General features: G+C 56.0%; 25 protein-coding genes and 1 pseudogene. 16 read left to right on the top strand and 10 right to left on the bottom strand.

Features of this window, described 5'->3' with window-relative positions; genetic code table 11:
- Positions 1 to 227 precede the first annotated feature (227 nt).
- From btpA to VB780_RS10480, 4 genes and pseudogenes are all read left to right on the top strand, one after another.
- The gene (btpA, locus tag VB780_RS10465) at positions 228 to 1,070 is read left to right on the top strand and encodes a photosystem I biogenesis protein BtpA (RefSeq protein ID WP_323351088.1); all 843 of its coding nucleotides are present in this window, start codon (positions 228 to 230) and stop codon (positions 1,068 to 1,070) included.
- Positions 1,071 to 1,202: 132 nt separating this feature from the next.
- The gene (locus tag VB780_RS10470) at positions 1,203 to 2,123 is read left to right on the top strand and encodes a vitamin K epoxide reductase family protein (protein ID WP_323351089.1); all 921 of its coding nucleotides are present in this window, start codon (positions 1,203 to 1,205) and stop codon (positions 2,121 to 2,123) included.
- Positions 2,124 to 2,410: 287 nt separating this feature from the next.
- A pseudogene (locus tag VB780_RS10475) lies at positions 2,411 to 2,680 on the top strand (DUF2809 domain-containing protein); the annotation flags it as partial.
- A gap of 215 nt (positions 2,681 to 2,895) precedes the next feature.
- Positions 2,896 to 3,378, top strand: a complete 483-nt coding sequence (locus tag VB780_RS10480) for a tellurite resistance TerB family protein (RefSeq protein WP_323351090.1) — start codon at positions 2,896 to 2,898, stop codon at positions 3,376 to 3,378.
- A 137-nt stretch (positions 3,379 to 3,515) separates the two neighbouring features.
- Here the strand turns inward: VB780_RS10480 and VB780_RS10485 are convergent, their stop codons facing one another.
- The 5 genes from VB780_RS10485 to VB780_RS10505 form a co-directional block, all read right to left on the bottom strand.
- Positions 3,516 to 5,147, bottom strand: a complete 1,632-nt coding sequence (locus VB780_RS10485; protein WP_323351091.1) for a CapA family protein — start codon at positions 5,145 to 5,147, stop codon at positions 3,516 to 3,518.
- 160 nt (positions 5,148 to 5,307) lie between these two features.
- Positions 5,308 to 5,730 (bottom strand): hypothetical protein, encoded by a 423-nt coding sequence (locus VB780_RS10490; RefSeq protein WP_323351092.1) that lies wholly within the window; start codon positions 5,728 to 5,730, stop codon positions 5,308 to 5,310.
- A gap of 42 nt (positions 5,731 to 5,772) precedes the next feature.
- The gene (locus tag VB780_RS10495; RefSeq protein ID WP_323351093.1) at positions 5,773 to 7,170 is read right to left on the bottom strand and encodes an ammonium transporter; all 1,398 of its coding nucleotides are present in this window, start codon (positions 7,168 to 7,170) and stop codon (positions 5,773 to 5,775) included.
- Positions 7,171 to 7,416: 246 nt separating this feature from the next.
- On the bottom strand, positions 7,417 to 7,953 hold the full coding sequence (locus tag VB780_RS10500; RefSeq protein ID WP_323351094.1) for a hypothetical protein: 537 nt from the start codon (positions 7,951 to 7,953) through the stop codon (positions 7,417 to 7,419).
- A complete protein-coding gene (locus tag VB780_RS10505; protein ID WP_323351095.1) occupies positions 7,950 to 9,806 on the bottom strand; it encodes a DUF1989 domain-containing protein in 1,857 nt (618 codons plus the stop codon). Before VB780_RS10505 ends, VB780_RS10500 begins: the two co-directional genes overlap by 4 nt.
- A gap of 114 nt (positions 9,807 to 9,920) precedes the next feature.
- Here VB780_RS10505 and VB780_RS10510 point away from each other — a divergent pair, with 114 nt between their 5' ends.
- The 6 genes from VB780_RS10510 (at position 9,921) to VB780_RS10535 (ending at position 15,048) form a co-directional block, all read left to right on the top strand.
- Entirely contained in the window at positions 9,921 to 10,370 is a 450-nt protein-coding gene (locus tag VB780_RS10510; protein WP_323351096.1) for a DUF29 domain-containing protein, read from the top strand.
- Between the two features lie 283 nt (positions 10,371 to 10,653).
- Positions 10,654 to 11,985: an ATP-binding protein gene (locus VB780_RS10515; protein ID WP_323351097.1), complete on the top strand. Its 1,332-nt coding sequence runs from the start codon at positions 10,654 to 10,656 to the stop codon at positions 11,983 to 11,985.
- 165 nt (positions 11,986 to 12,150) lie between these two features.
- The gene (locus VB780_RS10520) at positions 12,151 to 13,938 is read left to right on the top strand and encodes a tetratricopeptide repeat protein (protein ID WP_323351098.1); all 1,788 of its coding nucleotides are present in this window, start codon (positions 12,151 to 12,153) and stop codon (positions 13,936 to 13,938) included.
- Positions 13,939 to 13,984: 46 nt separating this feature from the next.
- The gene (locus VB780_RS10525) at positions 13,985 to 14,212 is read left to right on the top strand and encodes a hypothetical protein (protein ID WP_323351099.1); all 228 of its coding nucleotides are present in this window, start codon (positions 13,985 to 13,987) and stop codon (positions 14,210 to 14,212) included.
- Complete coding sequence (locus tag VB780_RS10530; RefSeq protein ID WP_323351100.1) at positions 14,196 to 14,477, top strand: type II toxin-antitoxin system RelE/ParE family toxin; 282 nt, start codon at positions 14,196 to 14,198, stop codon at positions 14,475 to 14,477. The genes VB780_RS10525 and VB780_RS10530 overlap by 17 nt, the downstream gene beginning before the upstream one ends.
- A gap of 211 nt (positions 14,478 to 14,688) precedes the next feature.
- Complete coding sequence (locus VB780_RS10535) at positions 14,689 to 15,048, top strand: hypothetical protein (RefSeq protein WP_323351101.1); 360 nt, start codon at positions 14,689 to 14,691, stop codon at positions 15,046 to 15,048.
- A 73-nt stretch (positions 15,049 to 15,121) separates the two neighbouring features.
- Here the strand turns inward: VB780_RS10535 and VB780_RS10540 are convergent, their stop codons facing one another.
- The gene (locus VB780_RS10540) at positions 15,122 to 15,697 is read right to left on the bottom strand and encodes a GNAT family N-acetyltransferase (protein ID WP_323351102.1); all 576 of its coding nucleotides are present in this window, start codon (positions 15,695 to 15,697) and stop codon (positions 15,122 to 15,124) included.
- Between the two features lie 252 nt (positions 15,698 to 15,949).
- On the opposite strand from VB780_RS10540, the gene purH reads away from it, so the two are divergent.
- Together purH and VB780_RS10550 are read left to right on the top strand one after the other, a co-directional pair.
- Positions 15,950 to 17,497, top strand: coding sequence for a bifunctional phosphoribosylaminoimidazolecarboxamide formyltransferase/IMP cyclohydrolase (gene purH, locus VB780_RS10545; protein WP_323351103.1), 1,548 nt, complete (start codon positions 15,950 to 15,952; stop codon positions 17,495 to 17,497).
- A gap of 11 nt (positions 17,498 to 17,508) precedes the next feature.
- On the top strand, positions 17,509 to 17,979 hold the full coding sequence (locus VB780_RS10550; RefSeq protein ID WP_323351104.1) for a GNAT family N-acetyltransferase: 471 nt from the start codon (positions 17,509 to 17,511) through the stop codon (positions 17,977 to 17,979).
- A 33-nt stretch (positions 17,980 to 18,012) separates the two neighbouring features.
- Here VB780_RS10550 and yidD read toward each other — a convergent pair whose 3' ends face one another.
- The 4 genes from yidD to VB780_RS10570 form a co-directional block, all read right to left on the bottom strand.
- Positions 18,013 to 18,258 carry a membrane protein insertion efficiency factor YidD gene (gene yidD, locus VB780_RS10555; RefSeq protein ID WP_323351105.1) on the bottom strand — a complete coding sequence of 82 codons (246 nt, stop codon included), beginning with the start codon at positions 18,256 to 18,258 and terminating at the stop codon, positions 18,013 to 18,015.
- Between the two features lie 105 nt (positions 18,259 to 18,363).
- On the bottom strand, positions 18,364 to 18,723 hold the full coding sequence (locus tag VB780_RS10560; RefSeq protein WP_323351106.1) for a hypothetical protein: 360 nt from the start codon (positions 18,721 to 18,723) through the stop codon (positions 18,364 to 18,366).
- Between the two features lie 88 nt (positions 18,724 to 18,811).
- Positions 18,812 to 19,861 carry a serine hydrolase domain-containing protein gene (locus tag VB780_RS10565; RefSeq protein ID WP_323351107.1) on the bottom strand — a complete coding sequence of 350 codons (1,050 nt, stop codon included), beginning with the start codon at positions 19,859 to 19,861 and terminating at the stop codon, positions 18,812 to 18,814.
- Positions 19,862 to 20,779, bottom strand: coding sequence for a LysR family transcriptional regulator (locus VB780_RS10570; protein ID WP_323351108.1), 918 nt, complete (start codon positions 20,777 to 20,779; stop codon positions 19,862 to 19,864). It lies immediately after the preceding gene.
- Between the two features lie 88 nt (positions 20,780 to 20,867).
- On the opposite strand from VB780_RS10570, the gene VB780_RS10575 reads away from it, so the two are divergent.
- The 4 genes from VB780_RS10575 to VB780_RS10590 all read left to right on the top strand — a co-directional run bounded on the left by VB780_RS10575 (position 20,868) and on the right by VB780_RS10590 (position 23,510).
- Complete coding sequence (locus tag VB780_RS10575; RefSeq protein WP_323351109.1) at positions 20,868 to 21,314, top strand: ester cyclase; 447 nt, start codon at positions 20,868 to 20,870, stop codon at positions 21,312 to 21,314.
- A 4-nt stretch (positions 21,315 to 21,318) separates the two neighbouring features.
- Positions 21,319 to 22,203 carry an SMP-30/gluconolactonase/LRE family protein gene (locus tag VB780_RS10580; protein ID WP_323351110.1) on the top strand — a complete coding sequence of 295 codons (885 nt, stop codon included), beginning with the start codon at positions 21,319 to 21,321 and terminating at the stop codon, positions 22,201 to 22,203.
- Between the two features lie 11 nt (positions 22,204 to 22,214).
- Positions 22,215 to 22,766, top strand: a complete 552-nt coding sequence (locus VB780_RS10585; RefSeq protein WP_323351111.1) for an antibiotic biosynthesis monooxygenase — start codon at positions 22,215 to 22,217, stop codon at positions 22,764 to 22,766.
- Positions 22,767 to 22,859: 93 nt separating this feature from the next.
- Entirely contained in the window at positions 22,860 to 23,510 is a 651-nt protein-coding gene (locus tag VB780_RS10590) for an SDR family NAD(P)-dependent oxidoreductase (protein WP_323351112.1), read from the top strand.
- The last annotated feature ends 1 nt before the right edge of the window (position 23,511 follow it).

Here is a 23,511-nt window from a genome sequence, read left to right on the forward strand (position 1 = left end):
GCATCCATCAATCCTGTGTTGACGAATTGCCCAGCAAATCTTTTGGCCAATGGCACCAGGGGGCAATACAAATTAACACTCATAAATAATACATCACAAAAGCAGGGGTGTCCTAAATCGCGTCCCAGGGATTGATATGCTGATAGGGTGGGTTGGGCCTGGGTTTGCTGCGGCAGGCTGGGTCAACCTATGCTTTTGTACGTTAGGCGAGTCCAGGCAAAATTCACGTGGACTTAATCGAAGTCTTTAACACCCGTAATCCGGTGATTGGGGTACTGCACCTGCTGCCCCTGCCGACGTCTCCCCGCTGGCAGGGAGATTTGCAGGCCGTGGTCGATCGCGCTGAGCAAGAGGCCACGGCCTTGGCCTCGGGCGGCGTCCACGGCATTATTGTGGAAAACTTTTTTGACGCTCCGTTTACTAAGGGGGCGGTAGACCCGGCGGTGGTCAGCGCCATGGGCCTGGTGGTGCAGCGGTTGCAGACGCTGATTACGGTGCCCATTGGCATTAATGTGCTGCGCAACGATGCCCGCAGCGCCCTGGCGATCGCCACCTGCACCGGGGCGGCCTTCATTCGCGTCAACGTGCTTACGGGCGTAATGGCCACCGACCAGGGGCTGATCGAAGGCTGCGCCCACGACCTGCTGCGCTACCGCAAAGAGCTGGGCAGCTCGGTGCAAATTTTGGCCGACGTGCTGGTCAAACACGCTCGCCCCCTGGGCTCGCCCAACCTCACCACAGCGGTGCAGGAGACCATTCACCGGGGGCTGGCCGACGGCATTATCTTGTCGGGCTGGGCGACGGGCAGCCCTCCGAGCCTCGAAGATTTAGAACTGGCCAAGGCGGCGGCGGGCGATCGCCCCGTGTTCATCGGTAGCGGTGCCGACGTTGACAACATTGGCACCCTGATGAAAGCCGCCGACGGCGTAATTGTTGCCAGCTCCCTCAAGCGCCAGGGCGACGTCAACCAGCCCATCGATCCAATCCGCGTGGGTCAGTTTGTGGAAGCCATGCAGGAAAGCCTGGAGGCCCAGGGCAATCTCACCCTACCGACAATGGTGGCCCCTTAGGATTGCCCACGCTTGCCCTGAGACATCATGCCTCGACTGAGGCATTAAGATAGACACTAAACGGGCGGTAACTCCCCGCCACTTTGTGTTGCTGTAGAGTTTGGGTTAGCTGTTTTGGAAGAGAGGCGGATCATGAGACGTCGTCGTCAAGAAAGCCGTTGGATTCATCGCTGGTCGCGCTGGCTAGTGGCGGGGATCGCCTTGATCGGTGCCCTGGGCACGGGCTACCTGACCATTGCGAAGCTAACGGGCGGTGGAGCCTGCCCGACGGAAGGGTGCGATCGCGTGCTCTCTAGCCCCTGGGGCACTGTGTTTGGCCTGCCCTTAACGCTATTTGGCTTTTTGGCCTACGGCACCATGCTGGTAATGGCCGTTGCTCCCCTGCTGATCAACGCCGACGAAAACAAGCCCCTGCGCCAGAAACTCGAAACTTGGACCTGGCCACTGATGTTTATGCTGGCCTCGGCCATGCTGGTGTTTAGCGGCTATTTAATGACGGTGCTGGCCTTTCAACTACAGACGGCTTGCCCCTACTGCATTGGCTCGGCACTGTTTGCCCTCTCCATGTTTGTGATTATTTTGCTGGGCAACCGCTGGGATGACCTCGGCCAGATCGCCTTTATCGGCCTGATTGTGGGCGTCGTGACGATCGTAGCTACCCTAGCTGTTTATGCTCCCATCAGCGCCGGGGGTAGCCCCAGCAACGATGTCGCTGGGCAGGCCGGGCCACCGATTACTACAGCCTCTGGCCCTGCCGAGGTCGGCTTGGCCAATCACCTCAGCGAGGTCGGTGCTGTAATGTATGGCGCTTGGTGGTGCCCCCACTGCCACGACCAAAAACAGCTATTTGGGGCCGAGGCCGCTACAGCGATTACCTATGTAGAGTGTGCGGAAGACGGCCAGAACCCCCAGGTCGCTGTGTGCCGGTCTAAACCCGAAATTACCGGTTTCCCCAGTTGGGAGATCAACGGCGAGTTTTATGCGGGTACCCAAAGCCTAGAGCGCCTGGCGGAGCTGACAGACTACAGCGGGCCAACGAATTTTCAGCGCTAGGCTTGAACTTATACAAACCGCGCTAGTGCGTCGAAACGGCTGGTACCTATGGCCTGGGTCCCAGCCGATTTATTTTTGACTGCCTACAGCTTTGCACTGGCAAGCTGCATCGGGGCTGCACAGCAAAAGAACGAAAAATGGTTAATTAAGAGACGATGGACATGACTATCCAGAAATTCTGTGATCAAATTTAATGCCAAGTATTTTTATCTAGCGGTTTTGCTGTTTCTGATTGAAACCGCGATCGCGATTTTTCTAGACGATCGCATCATTCGCCCCCCGTCGGCGATATTTTGGTTGTCGTTCTTGTTTACTGCTTTGTCAGAGCCTTCTGGCAAATTCGGCCTCTCACTGCGGCTCTGGAGGTCTTTGCCTTTGCCTGCTTGATTGAAGGGCTGCAATACCTCCAGCTGGTCGATCGCCTCGGGCTGCGCGACAACCGGCTGATTGCCACCGTAATCGGCACCACCTTCGACAGCAAAGATATTCTGGCCTATGCGATCGGTGCTGCCCTGGTGCTGGGTGTAGAGTATCGCCTTGAGTCCTTTAGACGATAAGCTCCCTGGAACAGGCTTGATTCAAGGCTTGTATTGACCGATATGAACGGTAGGTTGACCAACTATCACCGCACCAACTGTTACTCAACTTTATCTATTCACCCAAAATAGTTCCGGACTGTGCGCCCTGTCCCGTTCGGGGAATGCTGAGGCTGAACCTGGTTGACCATCGAACGACCAGAGGCCGCACAAAATTACTAATACATTGGAGAAACATGCCTAAACGCAGATTGCCGCGTGGTGGTGGTACTCAAGTCGCTTTGAGTCCAGAGCTAGCAGTGGCCATGATTGGCCTATTTTCAGCGTTTGCCGATGGTGATGTGTCTAGCGATGCAGAAGCCTATGCGCTGGGTGAAATGGTTAGCTGCATCGACCTCTATTCTGAATATACGGAGGAAGACTTTGCCGACTTGGGTGCTGAAATCGGCAACCTGATCAACGAATCTGGGGTTGAAGTCGTCGTCTCCCAAGCCATTGAGACGATTAAAGAGGAGGGCGTAGAAGAGGCCGCCTTCATCATTGCGCTCGTCGTTCTCGTTTCAGACGGCGAAGTGCCCGAAGACGAGCAGGAGTTTATCGACGACTTGCGCCAAGCCCTCAGCATCTCAGTCGAACGCGCCGACGAAATCGTGAGCGAGCTTTTTTCTGAAGTAGAAGAAGAAGCTGAGGAGGAATACGACGAGAGCGAAGAAGAGTAAGTGATTGACGCATTAAGGGCATTAAGCCAATGCCCTTAATGCAGTGCTGCTATCTGTTGTTACAGACATGGCCTGAAGGGGGCAGCAACGAATTCTAAACGTCTTCGCCCGACCGTATAAGCCCCCGCTCAGACCATCTATCGGGGCCAGATGTAGCCCAGATCGTCGATCGCTAAGGGCGTGTCGGGAAAGTCTCGCTGGGTGAACTGGCGCACCAGCACCACGCCGCCAAAGTGGTCATCGAGGTAGGGGACGCCGTTGCGATCGAGGGCGACCGGGATAATGCGCCCGCTGACAAAGTTGCCCTGGGCATCGAGATTGGTCTGCAAAATTAGCGACGTGCCCAGGGGGCCAACGGTGGAGAGGCTGCGGTAGCCGAGGAAATTCCCGAGAGAGTAAGCGATTAGTTTGTTTTGGTACAGCTCGATCGCCCTGGGAACGTGGGGGCCATGGCCTAGCACCAGGTCGGCCCCGTGGTCAACGACAGCGCGGGAGAAGCGCACGACATTGCCGCGATTTTCGGAATAGAACAGCTCGTCTTGGTCGCGGGTGACGGTGGCATCGGTGCCTTCTTTGCCAGCGTGGAAGGAGACGACGACGATATCGGCCTGGGCATTGGCAGCTTTGACCAGAGCGATCGCCCCATCGATATCCTGCACCTGGTTGTGCTCTGGGTAGTTGCTAAAGGCGATAAACGCCACGGTTTGCCCCTGGGCCTCTAGGTACAAAATTTCACCCTTGCGGCCCACGGCCTTCATACCTGCCGCTTCAATATGTGCGATGGTGTCGCTAAAGCCCTGCTCAAAGAAATCCATGGAGTGGTTGTTGGCCACGCTCAGAACGTCAAATCCGGCCTCTTTGAGCACGCTCGCGTACCAGGGCGGGGTGCGAAAGGCGAAGGTGTTGGCGCTGCCTGTGTTTTTGGAACTGTTGGGCACTTCGGTGAGGGTGCTTTCAAAGTTGCCGAAGGTGATGTCGGCCTCGCCCAGGTGATACTGAATGCTGCTAAACAGGTACTGCCAGTCGTCGGGCAGACGGTAGCGCTGGTAGTCGGTACCGGGAATGATGTCGCCCACGGCTTTGATGGTCAGAGCCACGGGAACCGCCATTGCAGGGGGAGCAAGGGCCGTAGAGGACTCTGCCGTGAGTATGGGCTCGATCGCATTAACCGCACCGTCTGCCGCCGAAGCGAGATTGGCCTCAGCGGCAGGCCGCGACGGATTTGCTCGATTAGATGCTTGCTGCCCGTAGCGCCATTGGGTCACCCCAGCGGCCAGACCAAACCCCAGCACCATGGCGGTGGTCAAGGCCCCCCAGCGCCAGCGGTAGGGGATAGAGGTTTTGGAGGGCGCTGGTTTTGGCCCCAGCACCGTGGTGCTGAGATGGGTGGTTGGCGCGATCGCTAAAGTCCTCTCATCCTCCAATGCCTCATCCGCAAGGACGGTGACTGGAGACGTTGGGACATCTAGGCTAAAGACCTGCTGCCAGCGATGCTCTAGGGTGCGATCGGTGCCATCGACCACCTTGAGTTCGGCGATGTCTGGCAGGGCCAGAGCCACTACCACCGCGCGAATGCGATCGAGGTGCTGGGGCAGCCCATCGAGATTTGGGGTGGTGAGCAGCACGTAAAGGGTGCGATCGCGCCGCGAGACCTCTACCCGAGTAGCGGAGTCATCAAGGGCAGTGGTGAGCAGGTCTGCGATCGCGGCCATATGGCCCCGCTGGGCCAGAGGCCATATCGGCAGTTGAGTCAGGTCAGGAATGGTCACAAATGAGAGAGCATCCAGGCTCCAAAGCTATGCCAAATCATACCGCTGGGTCAAAAAAGAAAACGTCATCCCATAAAAAACTGCCCGGCTAACCAAGAGGCCAGCGGGGCAGAGACGGGTCTATCGAACGCTGTGGGCCTTTCAGCCTCCAGCACTTGGCCTACCGAGACGAACCGATGTCTCGGTAGATACCTTTGCGGCGCTGTCGCTGGCGAACCGGTAGGCCAATACCTACCAAACCCAGTAACCCTAACGCTGCCTTGGAACTGGGCCGCTGCGACACGGCCTCGGCCCGAGCTTCGGCGGGCTGAGAGGGGTGCACCGTCTGGCGATGTTCAAGCCCAGCTAGAGACAGCAGCCCCGCCACAATAAAAGCACTTAGGTGATTGAGCGATTGATCGACCGCAGGCACTTCGTAGTGAGTAGAAAACGTTCTCACTAAAAACCAAAGGAATATGCCGACGCAGATGAGCAGGGCAATGGCATTGATGGCCGGGCTGTTAGCAAAGGTATAAATAGCCCCGCCAGTGGGGCCATCAATGGCTCCCTCAAACTCTTCAAAGGTAGAAAACGGGCTAGACATATCACAGGCTCCTCAAAACTTTTGGCAGGATAAGGGACAGGCTTAAGACTTGGGAGAAACCTTAACCATCGGTACCGCAACCCGAGCAGAATAACCATTTTGCTCAGGCAAAATAGAATATTCTGGATAGCCTTCAATACCAAAGTCAGCCAGGTCTAGACCGGCAATCTCCTCGGCCTCAGAAACCCTCAATAGCCCCATTTTTTTCAGCACAAAGCTCACCCCATAACCGGGAATAAAGCCCAGCAGCACCGCACAAAGGACAGCACCCAACAGCTGAGCTCCAAAATTAATCGAGGGAATACCCTCGGGCTGGGGATAACCCGCCGCGACAATACCCACCATCAATGAGCCAAACACCCCACAGTAACCGTGGACAGCAAAGGCCCCCACGGCATCGTCAATGCCAGCTTTTTCAATCGCATTACCGACAAAGGGCATAGTGTAAGCCCCTACGAAGGCGAGAATAATCACAATCGCTGGGCTGTAGATATCCATCGCCGCCGCAGATGAAATAATGCCCGCCAGACCACCGGAAATGGTGTAGAACGGGTCGGCCTTGGAGCCCATATAGGCCCCCACTAACCCCGCCGACAGAGCCAGGGTGGTATTGACCCCAATGGAAGCCAGGGTCATAGGAGTGCCGTAGATGGTAATCTCCCCCGTTTGGCCAGGGGTAAAGATCACGCAGGCGGCTAAAAAGGCGTAGAAGCCTACAAAAATCAGCATCAACCCCACCATGGTGAGGGGCAGATTGTGGGGCATAATCACCCGAGCCTTCCCTTGGGCATCAAACTTGCCGATGCGGGGGCCGAGATTGATCAGCACCCCCAGGGCAAAGAAGCCCGCCACGGCGTGGAGCAGGGCTGAGCAGCCAAAGTCGTGATAGCCTAACTGCGTAAACATCCAGCCGTAGGGGTTCCAGCCCCAGGAGGCGGCCACTACCCAGGTAAACGAACCCAGCACAATCGCCAAAATGGCGTATGCCCCAACCCGAATGCGCTCAATCACCGCGCCGGAAAGAATGGAGGCGGTGGTCATGGCAAACAGGGCAAAGGCAAACCAGAACACGCCGGTTAAATTGTCGGCAATGTTTGGCCCCAGGGCGGGCGACCAGGGGTAAGAGGCCTGCACCAGACCCAAAACATCACCCACAACGCCCTCAGAGGCAGGGTCAGTCCAGGGGCCGACCACACCACCCTGGAAGGGAAACAGCGGGAAGGCGTTATACACCCACCAGCCAAAGAAAAAGAAGGTTAGTCCTACCAGAGCCAGCGTCATCAAATTTTTGACCATGGTGGCCAAAACATTTTTAGACCGGGCAGCGCCGCCCTCGTAGGCCAAGAACCCTACGTGAATGAGCAACATCAGTACAGAAGCCCAGTAGTAGTAGGACTCTGCCACAAAAGTTGCTAAAAACTCTTGCGATTCAGGAGACATAGATAACTCCTAACTGTCAGTTACGTGGTACAAAAGCAGCCATTTAAACGGAACGACCAATCGACTTGAAGGCAAGCGGGCAAGAGGCGATTAAAAACGCCCCCGTTCTAAAAACTATCGCTGTCAGATTGAGAGAGATTTAACCTGTCTAAAGACAGCCTTAAACTCTAAGTTGAACCGGAACTCTAATTAAAGAGTCGCGCTGTTTTGAGGTCAACTTGTTATGTCAAGAGTGTGCAATGCAAATTAGGTATGAGCTGTAGTCAGCGATACTGAACCCTCGCTGAACGACTGAATTAAGCGCCACAAATTTTCGATTTGTGGCTTGGCCAGGTGTAGTTCTAGGGCCGGCTGACCCTCGATGGGGTGATGCCAGATGAGTACCGGCAGCGCTGAAATTTGGGCTGGCACGGCACAGTGCAGGGGCAGCCCGTGCAGCCGATGGGGAGCCCTGACGGAGGCCTGGGCCAAAAACGAGGGGCAACCCTCATCGGTGCGCGGAATGGTCGAAGACTGGGGTGGCAGCACCACGACATCCATCCAGGTCAGTTGCTTGACCCACAGATTGAGTTGAAGCTCAGCCACAATGCGATCGAGGGGGCCAGGGTAGGTGAGGCGAAAGTTGCGATCGCACAGCCGCAGCACCGCACAGGGCAATCCCTCCAGTTCTGTCTCCATCGACTGAAAGGGCGCTAGATGATCGATCGCCTCGCCAAACAAGGCCCTCGCCGCAACCAAGCCATCGGCCCCCGCCATATCCCAGGGCTGGGTAGTGTTATTCATACCCGCACCCGACTCTTGGTCGGATCAAACGCCGCCAGCGGCCCCACGGTAGCGCTGACTCGGCGCTTGAGGCCATCCAGTAGACCCACCTCCACCGCCGTCCCCGCCTCGGCAAATTCAGGGACGACCTGGGCCATAGCGATACTGGCGTTGAGGATGGATGAAAATGTGGCGCTGGTGATCTGACCCACTCGCCACCGTTCCCCTGCGGCGAAAATGGGCTGGCCATGGGTCGCCACCTCTGGCCCCTCCAGCACTAGCCCCACCGCCACCCTGGGGGGATGGCGACGGATGGCTTCCAGTGCCGCTTTGCCGACGAAGTCGGGCTTTTTCATTGCTACAGCCCAGCCGATGCCCGCTTGGTAAGGCGAGATCAATTCGTCAAACTCGTGGCCCAGGGCCAGCAATCCGGCTTCGATGCGGGCGCGATCGAGCGCTTTCATGCCCAAGGGCAGCATTCGCTCTGGTTTACCCGCAGCCATGAGAGCATCCCACAGCGCCGCGCCGTCTTGGGGCTGCACAAACAGCTCGTAGCCCAGTTCTCCGGTGTAGCCGGTGCGAGATATCAGCACGGGGATGTTGTGGAGGCGAGTTTCCACAAACTGGAAATAGCCCAGGGCGGTGACCTCGGGTACTAGGCTTTGCAGAATGTCGCGGGAGCGGGGGCCTTGAAGGGCGAGGTTGTGAAGAGTCACCGCCTCTACCGTGACGGCGTAGCCCTTGGCCAGGGCCAGCTTTCGCAGCCAGTCGCCATCGGTGTCGCAGTTGCCGACGTAGCGGTAATGGGTGGGGCTAAAGCAAAACACAATGCCGTCATCGACAATGCCGCCGTGGGGGTTGAGCAAGCAGCCGTAGGCTCCCTGCCCAGGGGCGACTTTTTCTAAGTTGCGAGAAAAGGCGTACTGCAACAGGGCAAAGGCATCGGTGCCGCGAATCTCAAACTTGCGTAGGGCTGAGAGATCCATCAAAGCCGCCCGCTGGCGCAGCGCCCAATATTCTGCCTGGTCGCCCTGGTGGGCAAAGGTTTGGGGCACCCAAAAGCCGTTGTACTCGGCCAAATCATCGGTGAGCTGGCGAATGCTGGGGGTGAAGGCGCTGTCTTGGGTCATGCGCAGGGGTAAATCTGCCGCCACCCGTCGCCCCATCCCGCGCGCAAAGGTTTGCCCTGCCGCGTAGATGCGCACGTGAATTGGCGTGGGCTGCCAGCCATTCGCGGGGTCAATGTCGTCGGGGCAGGCGGAACTGGCGCAGAGCAAATCTTGGTGGGCCAGCAGCAGCACGTAGTCGCCGGGGCGAGAGAGGGGTTCTGCGAAGGCGATCGCACCGTGGCAATCGACACTGGTGTTATAGAAGAAGTTGAGCGCGGGCCAGCCGGGGCGCGGCGCAATGCCGTAGGGAGCCAGCACCCGGTTGAAGTTGTCGCTGCAGCTGGGGTGGCCAGGATAGCCCGAGTCTTCGTAGTAGCGGGCGGTGCAGGCGAGCAAAAAGCTGTCGTGGCGACCGCAGGTGTCTTGCACTACCTCCGTCAGCGGCTGCATCGATTGGGAGAAGAGTTTGCTGGGCAGTCCCGCCTGGGGAACGGCCAATCCGGTGAGGGTGCGAGTAACCGTGGCATCTAGCGGGTCGCTGTATTGCTCGCCGCCAAAGGCCAGAAAATCGGAGCATTGAGAGCCCGCCACGTCGATGACTTGGATGAACTGGCCAGCGGTGACGGTGTAGGCGATGGCCCCCCAGGGCCGGTCTTTGACCATCGCATCTCCGGGCGCAATGCGATACTCGGCCACCACGTCGCCTAAAGGCGGCGGAATATCGGTGAACTGGGCGGTGGGGGGAATGGATAATGCAGTTGTCATAACAAGATTGCACCAGAGGCGCTGGCTCGCCGCAGTGGTGCAGACTACCGAACTGGGGAATACCGCTTGGCCAAGATTGGCCAGCCTGTTTTGGCTACACTTGAGCCATACACCGTGCCAGCGCTAGGCAAAGCCGCCATGACCCTCTACAACAGCGATTTCTACGCCTGGACTCAGACCCAAGCCAAGACTCTCAAGGCGGGCATTTGGGATGCACTGGATGTGGAAAACCTGGTGGAGGAGATCGAAACCTTGGGACGGCAAGAACGACAGGAGCTACAGAACCGCCTTGGCATTCTCCTTGGGCATCTGCTGAAGTGGCAATACCAGCCGGAGAACCGCAGCAATAGTTGGCGATCGACCCTGCGAGAACAGCGCCGCCGCATTGACCAGCTTTTGGCAGACAGCCCTAGTCTCAAGCCGTTTTTGCCAGAGGCTATAGCCCGCGCCTATCAGGATGGACTTGACTTGGCTGTGCGAGAGACCGGGCTTGGCTATGACGCGTTCCCAGAGGATTGTCCTTACTTGTTTACGCAGGTGCTTGCCCCAGACTTTTTGCCTTAGGCATTCAGGCTGTCAACGCCTATCGCTGAAACTCAACTGAAAGAATTTAACGCTAAGGGATTGCAGGGCGATCGCATCCCATAACCACCCCCTGCAATAGCAATGCCGCTCAGCGCCATGCTAAAACCACTCGATGACATGGCAATGCAGGGCCGTAACAAGCTAAATCCACGCCGTGACATCACAATGCAGTGAATGGATCTAGCGTTGCCGCTATGTATCTAGCGAAACCGCCCGCTGCAATGGCATTACCATAGGGGCTAGCCCTGTTTCGGCTCCGGCAATGCCTAGCGACTTCGAGATTCTGCGCAGCATTTACAACGCCTTCGACCCCTTCGAGCCGCTGCCCGCAGGCGACCCGGTGTATGTCAATTGCAGCGCGGTGCGGGGCGAGGAGAATATTTTGGTGGATGTGGGGCGGCAGATTACCTACAGCGATCGCATCACCCACCAGCTTTACACCGGCCATCGCGGCGCAGGCAAATCGACCGAACTGCTGCGGCTCAAGGATGCCCTAGAGAAAGATGGCTATCGCGTCGTCTACTTTGCCGCCGAAGAGGCCGACATTGACCCCGAAGACGCCCAATACACCGATATTCTGCTGGCCTGCACCCGCAATCTGCTGAAAGATTTGCAAGGCAACCAAAAGCCCATTCAACAGTGGCTTCAGTCGCGTAAAACCGAGCTGGTCGATGCCATGCAGAGTGAGGTCGGCTTTGACAGCATTAATGCCGAGGTGCCCTTTAGCAAGCTCACCACCACGCTCAAGGTCAGCCCCACGGCTCGCGCCCAAATTCGCAAAATTGTGGAGCCGCACACGCCCTCGCTGATTGAGGCGCTGAATACGTTTATTGCCGAGGCCATGGCCCAAACGCCCCAGCAAACCACCCACAAGCTGGTGCTGATTGTCGATAGCCTCGATCGCATTCCGCCCATTTTGCGAGAAAACGAACCCAGCAACCACGAGCAAATCTTTGTCGATCGCAGCGAACAGCTCAAGCTGCTGAACTGCCACGTGATCTACACCGTGCCTATTTCGCTAGTGTATTCGGGCCGTGCCCCCGACCTGCGCGACATCTACGATGCCGAAATTCAGGTGTTGCCGATGGTGATGGTGCGCGACCAAGCGGGCCAGGTGTGTGAACCGGGGCTAGCGATTATGCGCGAGCTGGTGCGTCAGCGGGTGTTCCATGCCCCAGGGGTAAGTGCTGACGCGCAACTGGTGGGCGATATCTTTGACGAGGCCGAAACCCTCAACCAGCTTTGCCTGATGAGCGGCGGCCACATGCGCAACCTGATGCTGATGGCTCAGGAGGCGATTAAGCAGACCACTGCGCTGCCCATCGGCAAAAAGGCGGTGCGGTTGGCGATTACCAAGGCCCGTAACACCTACCGCAATGCGGTGTACGACAACCAGTGGGGGCTGCTGGCCAAGGTGTGGCACACCAAGGAGATTTTGAACGACGAAGCCCACCGCGACCTGCTGTTTAACCGCTGCATTTTGGAGTATCGCTATATCGACGGCACTGGCGAGATCGTCTGCTGGCGCGATGTTCACCCCCTGCTGCGCAGCGTGAAGGAGTTTCAGTCGGCATTAGATAAACTAGAAGCATAAGTAGGGTGGGCATTGCCCACCAACGTCTCGTTGGTGCCATGCATCTCAGTGCCAGTCATCATGGGGGGCGTCATCGCTATTCGATGAACCGCAGGAATCCTGGTAAGGCTGCACATGTTAATGGTGGGCAGTGCCCACCCTACGCTTTCGATAAAGTAGCGCTCTATGGCGAAACCTGAGCTAACCGAATGGGATGAAGACCTCACCGCTTCGGCGGAGGAGGAATATGAGGCGCTGGTGCGGGCTATTCGCTGGGCGCAGGGGTTTGGCCTGCTGTTTGTGCAGTGCTCGCCCGCCCAGGGCGAGGAACTGATCGCCCGCGTGCGGGACGACGTTACCGACAAAACTATAGATGTGCTGCGCCTAGAGGGCGAAGTTGACGACCTCTACGAAACGGTTGCCGCGCTGCATGAGATAGATAAGACCAATGTGCTGTTTGTCACCGGGCTTGAGAAGTCGCTGGTGCCCTACATTAAACCGGGCTACGGCAGCGAAGGCGACTACTACGCCAAAGACACCGTGCCGAAGATTCTTGGCAAGCTGAATTTGCAGCGCGAGAAGTTTCGCGAAACGCTAAAGCTGTGCTTTGTGTTCTTGGTGCCGCCCTACGCGATGAAATACCTGATTCGCCGCGCGGCAGATTTCTTTGACTGGCGATCGGGCGTGTGGGAATTTGTGGCACCTCAAGAGGAGTTACAGCATGAGTCTCAGCGTCTATTACAAGACAGTGAAATTGAAAAATACTGGAGTTTGACGCCTCAGCAACGGCGCGAGCGCTTTTGGGGAATTGAAGACCTACTTACAGAACGTGGTTGTGCTGACGAAGAACAAAGTAGATTACGGCGAGAGCAGGGAAGGCTCTTAAGTGCTGACCAAGACTTTATTTCTGCTATTGCTTATTATGATGCTGCGCTAGCGCTCATACTTGATGATCATAAAGCGTTCTACAACAAAGGAAACGCATTGTTTAACTTGGATCGCTACGAAGATGCGGTTGCTAGCTACGACGCTGCCTTAGCCATTAAACCCGAAAAGCATAACGCGCTTACAGCTAAGGGGGTAGCGCTAGTTAACCTAGGACGCCATCAAGATGCGATCGTTAACTACGATGCAGCCCTAGCTATTAAACCTGACTACTATCATGCACTATTTAATAAAGGGGTTGCGCTGGGTATTTTAGGCCGCTATGAGGAGGCAATTGCTAACTATGATTCTGCTCTAGTGATTAAACCCGAAGATTACAGAGCACTGAACCTCAAAGGAATTTCGCTGTTCAAGTTAGGCCGCTATGAGGAGGCAATTATTTGCCATGACACTGCCTTGTCGATCAAATCTGATGATCATGATGCATTCAGCTTTAAAGGAATAGTATTGGATGAGATAGGTCGCTACGAGGAGGCGACGACTTGCTACGATGCGGCTTTAGCGATCAAACCCGACAAGCAAGAAGTGCTTAATCTAAAAGGGACGGTATTGGATGAATTAGGTCGCCACGAGGAGGCTATTACTAGCTATGACGCCGCTCTAGCGATCAACCCTGACAATCATGGTGTACTCCATAACAAAGGGGTTGCGCTAGAGAGTGTGGGCCGCTATGAGGAGGCAATAGCTTGCTATAATGCCGCCCTCGCAATCAAACCCAACTACCACCAAGCGCTCAACAATAAAGGGAATGCGCTGCGTAACTTAGGCTGCTACGAGGAAGCACTCGCTTGCTATGACGCCACTTTAGCGATCAAGCCCAATGATCACCAAGCACTCAACAACAAAGGGATAGCACTGCATAACTTGGGTTGCAATCTACAAAAAGAGGGCCATGAAGAGGAGGCGTTAGCAAAGCTATCCGAAGAAATCGCCTGTTATGATGCCGCTTTAGCAATTAAGCCTGACTACCAACTTGCAATAGATAATAAGCAAGAAGCACTGCAAAAGCTGGCAGATGCTACTCACTAAGAGGATAAAGTATGGCAACATCTATAACCGAAGAGGTGTAATGCGAATGGAATCTACAAACATCTTAGACTCACAGACTTTAAAGGCGTTAATCAAAGAAAGTCTACGAGAAGTCTTGCGCGAAGAGCGTATGAATCTGTGCCAGCTTCTGATGCCCTTTGTCAGCGATGACGAGCAAGCTGAGATTGAAGCCTCCCTTGGTTCCCCCGATGACTACAACGAAGACGAATTCATTGATCTAACCAATTGGGTGCGGCATGGAGGTTCAATTTAGCAAGCGCGCTGTCAGGTTTCTCAAAAAACAAGATGCCAAGACCGCCGACCGAATCCGGCAAAAAATCCTTCAGCTTCAGTCTATGCTCGAAGTCGAAGGGGTTATCCCCTTCAATGAGCTAGATGTCAAAAAGCTCAAAGGGCAATGGGAAGGTTATTTTCGACTGCGGATTGGTCAGATCCGCGTAATTTTTACAGTGGTTGCGGGCGAAATTGAAGTGCTGCTGATTTACGACATTGATGTTAGAGGCAGCGTATACGAGTAATCAGCCGTTTGTAACCTGGGCAAGGCACAACGCACCTATCACCAGCGAATCTAAGCTTAATAAGCATAGGCAATCGCTCTTCATCCAAAAAATTTTGCGATGATCGCGCGATCGCCTTATGAAGCGGGCATCTTATGCTTACGGCAGGTTGAAACCTGCTGTGCATTCGCCAAGCTTTCTACTATTCCTAACTCTTAAACAGGAGTGCATCATGCCCATTGCTGACACTAGCCGCCGCCTGCGGCCCGCCATTCTCGACAAAGATATCGACTCCCTCCACGGTCTTGGCACCATTCCCACCTACAGCACCGTGCGTGCCGAAGCCACCGCCGACGCCCTACAGCTCGCCCACGACCAAATGCGCATTCGCCAGCAGGCCGAAACCGAAAAGCTCGCGATCGCCAAAGCCGCCACCGACGCCGCCCGCCTCGCCGAGTGGGAATTCCACAACGCCGTGCTGGCCATGAAAGAGTGCGTGCGCGGCCAGTTTGGCTCCGACAGCAACGAAGCCCAGGCGATCGGCTTTAAGAAAAAGTCTGAGCGCAAACGCCCCAAGCGCCAGGCCGCCTAACCACAACCTTCCCCCTCAAGTTCGACCGCCCGCAGAAGTACTTCTGCGGGCGGTTTTTGTAGGCGTTCTAGGGCTACGGTTCCGGCATCTGCCAGTTGGGGTTGACCAAGCTAGTCATCACATGGTCTTGCCACTGGCCGTTGATGAATAGGTAGTCGCGGGCAATGCCCTCGATCTGAAAGCCTAGCCGCTTGAGCACGTTGGCGCTGCGGTGGTTGTGGGGCATATAGTTGGCCACCACCCGATGCAGATTCAGATCGTCAAAGGCGTAGGCAACGATCGCATTGCCTGCCTCGGTCATGTAGCCCTGGCCCTGGTGCTCGGCAGAGAGGCCATAGCCCAAGGTAGCCCCCTGAAACGCCCCGCGAATGATGGTGTTGAGGTTGATGGTGCCCACAACCTGGCCCGGCTCAGCTCGCGAAAAGAGAAACAGCTTCACCGCCTGACCCGCGTAGAAATCGTTGCGGCGGGCATTCAACACATTTTGCCAAAAGTCTGGAGTGTAAAAGTCGGCGGGTCGCTGCGGTTCAAAGGGTTGCAGATAGTCGCTGTTGTCGTGGTAGTAGCGCAAAATTGCGGCAATGTCGCTAGGTTTGCCAAGGCGTAGCCGCAGCCGTGGGGTGTTGAGCGTGGGCTCTTGCGTGATCATCGTCGCCCAGAGTAGTGGCCCACCGAGGTTTGAGCTAAGCAATGGAGCGCCATCCTGCGGTGAGGGGAGCATTGCTATGGTGCCATAGGTGGGGGTGAGGGGGATGGGGGAGGTGGGGAGATGAGGGGGTGAAGAAGGTGGGTTGGGTGGGTAGATGGGTGGGTGGACAAGGGGGAAGGCTTGAGTTCTGGGAGAGGGGCGGGCGGGCTTTTTCGGTATAGTAGGGGTCTGCAAAATCGAGGATGGAGAGCTATGGCGCGCCTGGCACTGTTGAGCGTATCGGATAAAACCGGGCTGGTAGAGTTGGCCAAAACTTTAGTAGAAGAGTTTGGCTTTGACCTCATCAGCAGCGGCGGTACGGCGAAGGCGATCGCAGGCGCAGGCCTCCCCGTCACCAAAGTTTCTGATTACACCGGCTCGCCAGAAATCCTCGGCGGGCGCGTTAAGACGCTGCACCCCAAAATCCACGGCGGTATTTTGGCGCGGCAAGATTTGCCTGAAGACCAAAAAGATTTGGCCGACAACGGCATTCGCCCGCTGGATCTGGTGGTGGTGAACCTCTACCCCTTTGAGCAGACGATCGCAAAAGCAGACGTGACGATGGCCGATGCGATCGAGAATATCGACATCGGCGGACCAGCGATGCTGCGGGCGGCAGCGAAGAACCACGCCCACCTGACGGTGCTGTGCAGCGCCGAGCAGTATGGGCCATACCTAGAGGCGTTGCGGGCTAGCGATGGCCAAGTGCCGCTAGAGTTTCGCCAGGCCTGCGCGCGGGCGGCCTTTTGGCATACGGCCAGCTACGACCAGGCGATCGCCACCTATCTCACCGCATCCACTAGCGAACCAGACACCCTGCCCCAGCAGTGGGCGATGACGGGTCGCCAGCAGGCGACATTGCGCTACGGCGAGAACCCTCACCAAACGGCGGCCTGGTACCGCACCGGTTCCACTCCCACGGGCTGGGCCGGGGCTGAGCAGCTCCAGGGTAAAGAACTCAGCTACAACAACCTGGTGGATCTGGAGGCGGCGCGGCGGATTATTGCCGAGTTCCCCAGCGATCGCCCCGCCGCCGCCGTGCTCAAGCACACGAATCCTTGCGGCGTGGGGATGGGCGATACGTTAGCTAGTGCCTACCGCCGCGCCTACGATGCCGACGATGTCTCGGCCTTTGGCGGCATTGTGGTGCTGAATCGCCCCATTGATGCCGACACTGCCACGCAGCTCACTGGCACGTTTTTAGAGTGCATTGTGGCACCGGGGTGCGATCGCGCCGCCCAAGACATTCTCGCCAAAAAGCAAAACCTGCGGGTGCTGGTGCTGGAGGATCTGCTAACCGGGCCAAAGCAGGTGGTGAATGCGATCGCAGGCGGCTTCTTGCTCCAAGCGCCCGACACCTACCGCGATGACCCCGCTACCTGGCAGATTGTTACAGAAGCCCAGCCTAGTGAAGCTGAGCTAGCCGAAATGCTTTTCGCCTGGCGGGTGGTCAAGCATGTGAAGTCGAATGCGATCGTCGTCACCCACCAGCAGCAAACCCTCGGCATTGGGGCGGGGCAGATGAACCGCGTTGGCTCCGTCAGCATTGCCCTGGCCCAGGCGGGTGCAAAAGCCCAGGGAGCCGTCCTCGCCAGCGACGGTTTCTTTCCCTTTGACGATTCTGTCCGCACCGCCGCTGCGGCGGGTATTCGTGCCGTGGTGCAGCCTGGTGGCAGCCGCCGCGATGACGACTCCATCAAAGCGGCCAACGAGCTAGGCCTAATCATGGCGATGACCGGCGTGCGGCATTTCTTACATTAGAGGCGCGGGGAATGTCGTTTCTACCGGAGTCCTTTGAGGTGCCAGCGGTGGTGGAGACATCCCGGTTTAGGCTGCGATCGATCACCATCCATGACGCATTCAAGGACTTTGATGCCGTCATGTCGAGTCGCGACCATCTCTGGAACCGCTTTGGTGAAATTTGGGGCTGGCCCCCAGATAACCTGACCATTGAACAGAACATTGTCGATCTGGGCTGGCATCAAAAAGAGTTCCAGCTCAAATCTTCCTTTGACTATGCGGTCATGGGCCTCGATGAAACTCGCCTACTGGGCTGCATCTATATCGACCCGCCATCGCAAGCCGATGTGGATGCCGAAATTTGGTATTGGGCGAGGCAAAGCGAACTGGCCTCAGGCTTAGAATCTGAACTAGAAGCCTTTTTGCTGTCTTGGCTGCGAGAGAACTGGCCGTTTAGCACCATCTGTCTCAATGGCACCACCGTTAAACTTGGTGAGAGCTAGATTCGCAAACCAATCCCCACTGATCAAAAGTAGTTATTCTTCTAAAGTTTCAGGTTTAACCACGGCCCCCTCAGGCACCGGGTCGTAGCCGCCGGGGTGAAAGGGGTGACAGCGGGTAATCCGTCGCACTGCTAGCCAGCTCCCTTTCACCGGGCCAAACCGCTCGATCGCCGTCAGTGCGTACTGCGAACAGGTGGGGTTGAACCGACAGGTGGGCGGAAACAGCGGCGAAATCAGCCGTCGATAGCCGTGAATGAGGAGCAGCAAGACTTGCTTCATAGCTTCATTCTATCGGCTAGCTCACCATGTCTGAATTGGTTGAAAGGTTTGAGGTTTAGCAAGTTAGCGAACCTTTCAATCTTCAAACCTTCAAACCCCCTTCATTTAATAGTCCAACATCAGCGTGTTGTAGTCTTCGGGAGCCTGGCGGCTGTTGCGTTCGGGCAGGTAGACATTGGCGTTGGGGGCGAAGTTCAGACCCTGGGGCCTTGGCGCAGCGGCGGACTGGGTGGGCTGGCGCAGGGTGGTGGCTTTGGCATCTAGCCCTGCAGTTTCATGCTCAATTTCGGCGAGGCGATCGCACAGCTGCTGACGGCGACCGTCAATGTACTCTAGCTCTTGCTCAAGGCGCGTCTTCTCGACGGTGAGCTTGTACATATCTAGATATTGCGCAGCCTCGGTAGCCGGGCGCGGCATCGTGCTGATCTTAGGAAAACTTCTGCGGGGTGCGCGTTTGATGCTCATAGACGGTTCCGGGGGCTGACCTAGAGTTCACCTCGCTAGCTTGCCCGCCTACGCTGAGGAATTCCCAGCGGCGCACAATTCGTAGTAATCAGGCTTCGGCCAGCACGCGAGCCACGGTATAGGCCACCTCTAACCCCACATTGTCGCCGTCTCGGTTGGTGGCAGCGGCGATCGTGGTGGAGCGACCCGCCAGCGCCGAGAAGTGAAAGGCGGCGATCGAATAGCCTGGCCCACCACCGTTGTGCCCTGCAACCCTGCCGTAGGGCGAATCAGTATCCATAAACAGCCCTAGCCCGCAGCCCACATTCGTTAGCGGTGGGTATGGCCCCAGGCTGTGAACCGGCTGAGCCATCTGCTCAACCAGCGAACAGTCGAGAATTCGCCCAGTCATCAGGGCATCTATCATCATGGCCAACTCTGCTGCCGTCGATACCACCACTCCGTGGGAGACCCAGCCGGGATGGTAGTGCTGCGACATATCCTGGAGCCCCTCGCCAAATATAGCGGTGTAGCCTGGCATCAGCCCCGTGACATCCGATAGGGATGTTGCAACGAAGGTGTGCTTCAGTCCCAGGGGAGCAAAGAACAGCTCGTCTAAGTAGTCCTGCATCGATTGCCCAGTAACGTTCTCCACCAGGGTTTTGAGCGCTAGATAGCCAATGTTGGAGTACGACCAGCTTTGGCCAGGGGTGAACAACAATCCCCGATCGCGGGCCACTTCGAGAAATGCCTGCGGTGACCAGGGAGCGCTGGGCGTCGCTTTGACGGCGTCGCTGTAAGCCGGTAGCCCGCCGTAGTCGGGCAAGCCGCTGGTATGACTAAGAATCTGGCGCAGGGTGATGGGCGCTGCGATCGCGAAATCGGGCCAATAGTGCTGAATTGGGGCATCTAACTCAAGCTGTCCTCGCTTGACCAGCTTGAGCACCGCCGCAGCAATGAGGGATTTTGTGACGCTGTAGATGTAGAAGTGGGCATCCATTGCGAGAGGCTGGACTCGGCCGCGATCGCGGTAGCCTACCGCAATTTGGAGAATGGGCTGACCGGCGACGCAAACTGAGAGCGTAGCCCCTGGCATGTGGGCCCGATCGAGGGTCTGTTTGACCGCTAGGTTGACGCGGTCGTGAAGGCTGACATCCATTTAAAGCTCGATGTTTTGACAAATAGTGTGAATGATTTGCCGCAGCCAGAGATTGGCGGCGTCGCGATCGCAGAGTTTGCTCCAGGCCATCGATACAGACCAAGATGACAGGTCAAGGGGAATCTCGAAGGCCTGCACTGAGTAATGGCTGACAAAATGCTGCTGCAAACAGGATGGAATGGCGGTGAGCAAGTCGGAATTTGCGATCGCCGTTGGCATTGTAAACCAGTAGGGAATGGTGAGGGCAATGCGCCGCTGTAGCCCCCGCTGAGCTAAGGCCTGGTCAACAATGCCCGTCGCATCTCGTCGCAATGTAAACAGCGCGTGGGGAAAGGCCACAAAATTTTCTAAACTGATTTTGCCATTTTCTATAGCAGGGTGCCCCGTGCGACAGATGCCGACAAAGTTCTCGTTCAACAAAGTTGCTTGATGAATATGGCTGGGCAACATGTCAAACGTGCCCAGCGCTAAGTCAACAATGCCATCTTCTATCAGTTCGACAAAAGACTGCTTTTCTACAGTGATTAATCGCAGGTCAATCTGCGGAGCTTGATCGCTAAAAAGCGCCAGCATTTTTGGCAAAATTAGGCTAGCAAAATAGTCGGATGTCGCTAGGGTAAACACCTGTTGAGAGTGGGCTGGGTCAAAGGTTTGCCGGTCTGTGAGGACAGTTCTTACAGTATTGAGCGCAGCCATAACTTGGGGGGCGATCGCATCGGCCTTAGCCGTCGGTCGCATGTCTCGACCGACGCGCACAAATAGATCGTCGGCAAACAGCGATCGCAGCCTGCCCAAAGTTGCACTCATGGCGGGCTGCCCTACATGGAGGCGCTGGGCCGCCGCCGTTACGCTGCGCTCGGCATACAGAGCCTCAAAGGCCACTAGCAGATTGAGGTCTATGGTGCTCAGGTCTATCATTTTTGTCGATAAATAATATCTTAGTTATCGATTTGATTTATTCTATTCCGACCTTTATGGTGGTGGTTAAGCCGTAAAGAAACACATTATGACTGACCTAGAGACTCAAAATTTAGCGATCGCCCACAGGTTTGTCGAGCAATTTTTGGGCAAAGGCAACATTAGCCTGGCGGCAGAACTGTTAGATGAAAATGTCCAGATTATCACCGGGTTAAAGCCCAGCGGCCCCATTGAGGGTATAGAGGAATACAAACAGGTGTTTTCTAGCTTCTATGATGCCTTTCCTGACGTAGAGCCGCTGGTTATTCAGGACAGTTTTGCCGCAGGCGATCGCGTTGTTGTGCGCTTTAAGTCATTTCAGCGCCACGAAAAAGATTATTTTGGGATACCAAAGAGCGATCGCATCATCACCTTTCACGAAACCCACGTCATGCGCTTTGCCAATGGCAAGATTGTAGAAAATATCGTCAGCGCCACAAACTTAGAGTTTGAGATGCTGATGGCTCCGGTGCTGACTCCCTTAATTCTTGTGTAATGTGATGGCCCCACCCGATATCTATGCTGACGCGCCAGTTGAGCTGGTTCCGGCTCAATCCTTGGTTACATTCCCAGTGAATACGTTTTTAGAGAACCTTGCGATCGCCCCCAATGGTTATATCTTTGTCACTAGCCACGAAGCTGGCGAAATTTATAAGCTAGACGCCCAGCAAACCCTCAGTCTCTACGCCAGCATTGACGGTAAAGTCAGCGGCATTGCCATCACTGGAGAAGACCGGTTTTTAATTAACGGCTGGACGGCAGAGGGCGTTCCCTTTGTGGCCACCCTATTCCAGGGGAAGGTTGATTCATTACACCTCATCCCCGACGGTGCATTTCTTAACGGCATCACGCCCATTGACCCACAGCATTACCTCATGGCCGACTCCTACCGAGGGGCGATCTGGCGCTTTGATCTAGAAACTCAGGCCGCCGATATTTGGCTAGAACATCCATTACTTGCCCGCAATGATGTTACCGATCCTTTCCCTGCCGTCAATGGATTGAAGCGATTTGGGGATTTTCTCTACGTATCTAACACCCAGCAAAAGCTGCTGCTGCGCATTCCCTTAGGCGAGGGGCTCACCGCCCAGGAACCCGAGGTGTTTGTCTCAGGCACCAACATCGACGATTTTGCCTTTGATACTGATGGCAACCTCTACGGAGCCACCCACGTGTACAACAGCGTGGTGCGAATCGATCCTCAGGGGCATACAACGATCATCGCCCAGGCTGAGCAGGGGATGACGGGCTGCACCGCCGTGGCGTTTTACGGCCCCGATCTCTACGTCGTCAACAACGGCGGCATGTTTTTGCCGCCGCCAGGAGGGGTAGAGCCCGCCCAAATTGTGCGGCTGGCGGTGGGCGCGATCGGCGCACCCCTATAGGAGGTCACGCCATGGCCAATGATCCCCCCGTGACGGTGGATGTGATGCAGCACGTCAGACCCGGCAAAGAATGGGAGTTTGAAGTTCTGCTCGAGAAAATTATCGGCACCGCCAGCACCTTTACTGGGTATTTGGGTTCCTCGGTCTTTCGGCCCAACGAGCAAGAACCCTCTGAGTACCGGGTCATCTTTAAGTTTGATCGTTTGGAGAATTTGAAGCATTGGGAAAATTCTGCCGCTCGCCAAAAGTACCTCACCCAAGCTAAAGAACTCACCGTTGACGAAGGCACATTTTCTATCATTACCGGGCTAGAAACCTGGTTTACGCTGCCCGGCAAGCCTGGGATGAAGCCCCCAGCCCGATACAAAATGGTGCTGGTGTCTGGACTGGCAATTTTTGCGATCAACCAGGTTTTAGCGCTGCTGCCAGGGGCTTGGCTGGGGCTACTGCCGCCGCTAATGCAGTTGCTCATTTTGATTTTGATTACCACTACCTTAATGACGTATGTGGTCATGCCCCGATTGACAAAATTATTGGCTGGGTGGCTGTATCCAAACCATTAGGTGATTGCTCGAAAACGACTTGATTAAATGGTGGGCGGTGCTCACTTTACAGGCATTCCAATTCTCAACTTCATCTAAGCAAGGACAATTTGTATGGCAGACGTTTGTGTGATTGTGGGCATGGGCGAAGGAAATGGTATGGCGATCGCCCGCAGATTTGCCAGTGAAGGCTTCACCATTGCTATGGTGGCCCGCAACGAAGACAAGCTCAAGGGCTACCAATCGACCTTGCAGACAGAGGGGATCATCTCCCACTATTACTTGGCCGATGCCGGGGATGAGGCCGCGCTAACAGCAGCGTTCGAGGCTATTCAAACCCAGTTGGGCACACCCGGCGTGCTGATCTACAACGCCGCCGTGCCGCGCATGGAGAGCGTATTGCAGACCAGCTACGACACTCTGGTGAATGACTTTAAGGCGAATGTTGCGGGGGCGATCGCCTGCGTTCAATCCATCCTTCCCGCCATGCAGGCCGAGCAAAAAGGCACGCTGCTATTTACGGGTGGCGGGTTTGCCCTCTACCCTGACCCTAACTTTGTCTCTCTTTCTTTAGGCAAAGCAGGAATTCGGGTGCTAGCCAGTACGCTCCACGCTGCCCTAAAGGATTCGCCGATTAAAGTCGGTACTGTCACTATCTGCGGCACGGTTAATGGCGATGACCCCAAGTACAGCAGTGCCCTGATCGCCGAAGAATACTGGAAGCTCCACATCGCCGAAAATGGAGAGTACGAGGTTCTTTACTAAT

Origin of the sequence: Leptolyngbya sp. CCNP1308 (genome assembly GCF_034932455.1) — a bacterium.
Lineage (GTDB): Bacteria > Cyanobacteriota > Cyanobacteriia > Phormidesmidales > Phormidesmidaceae > Nodosilinea.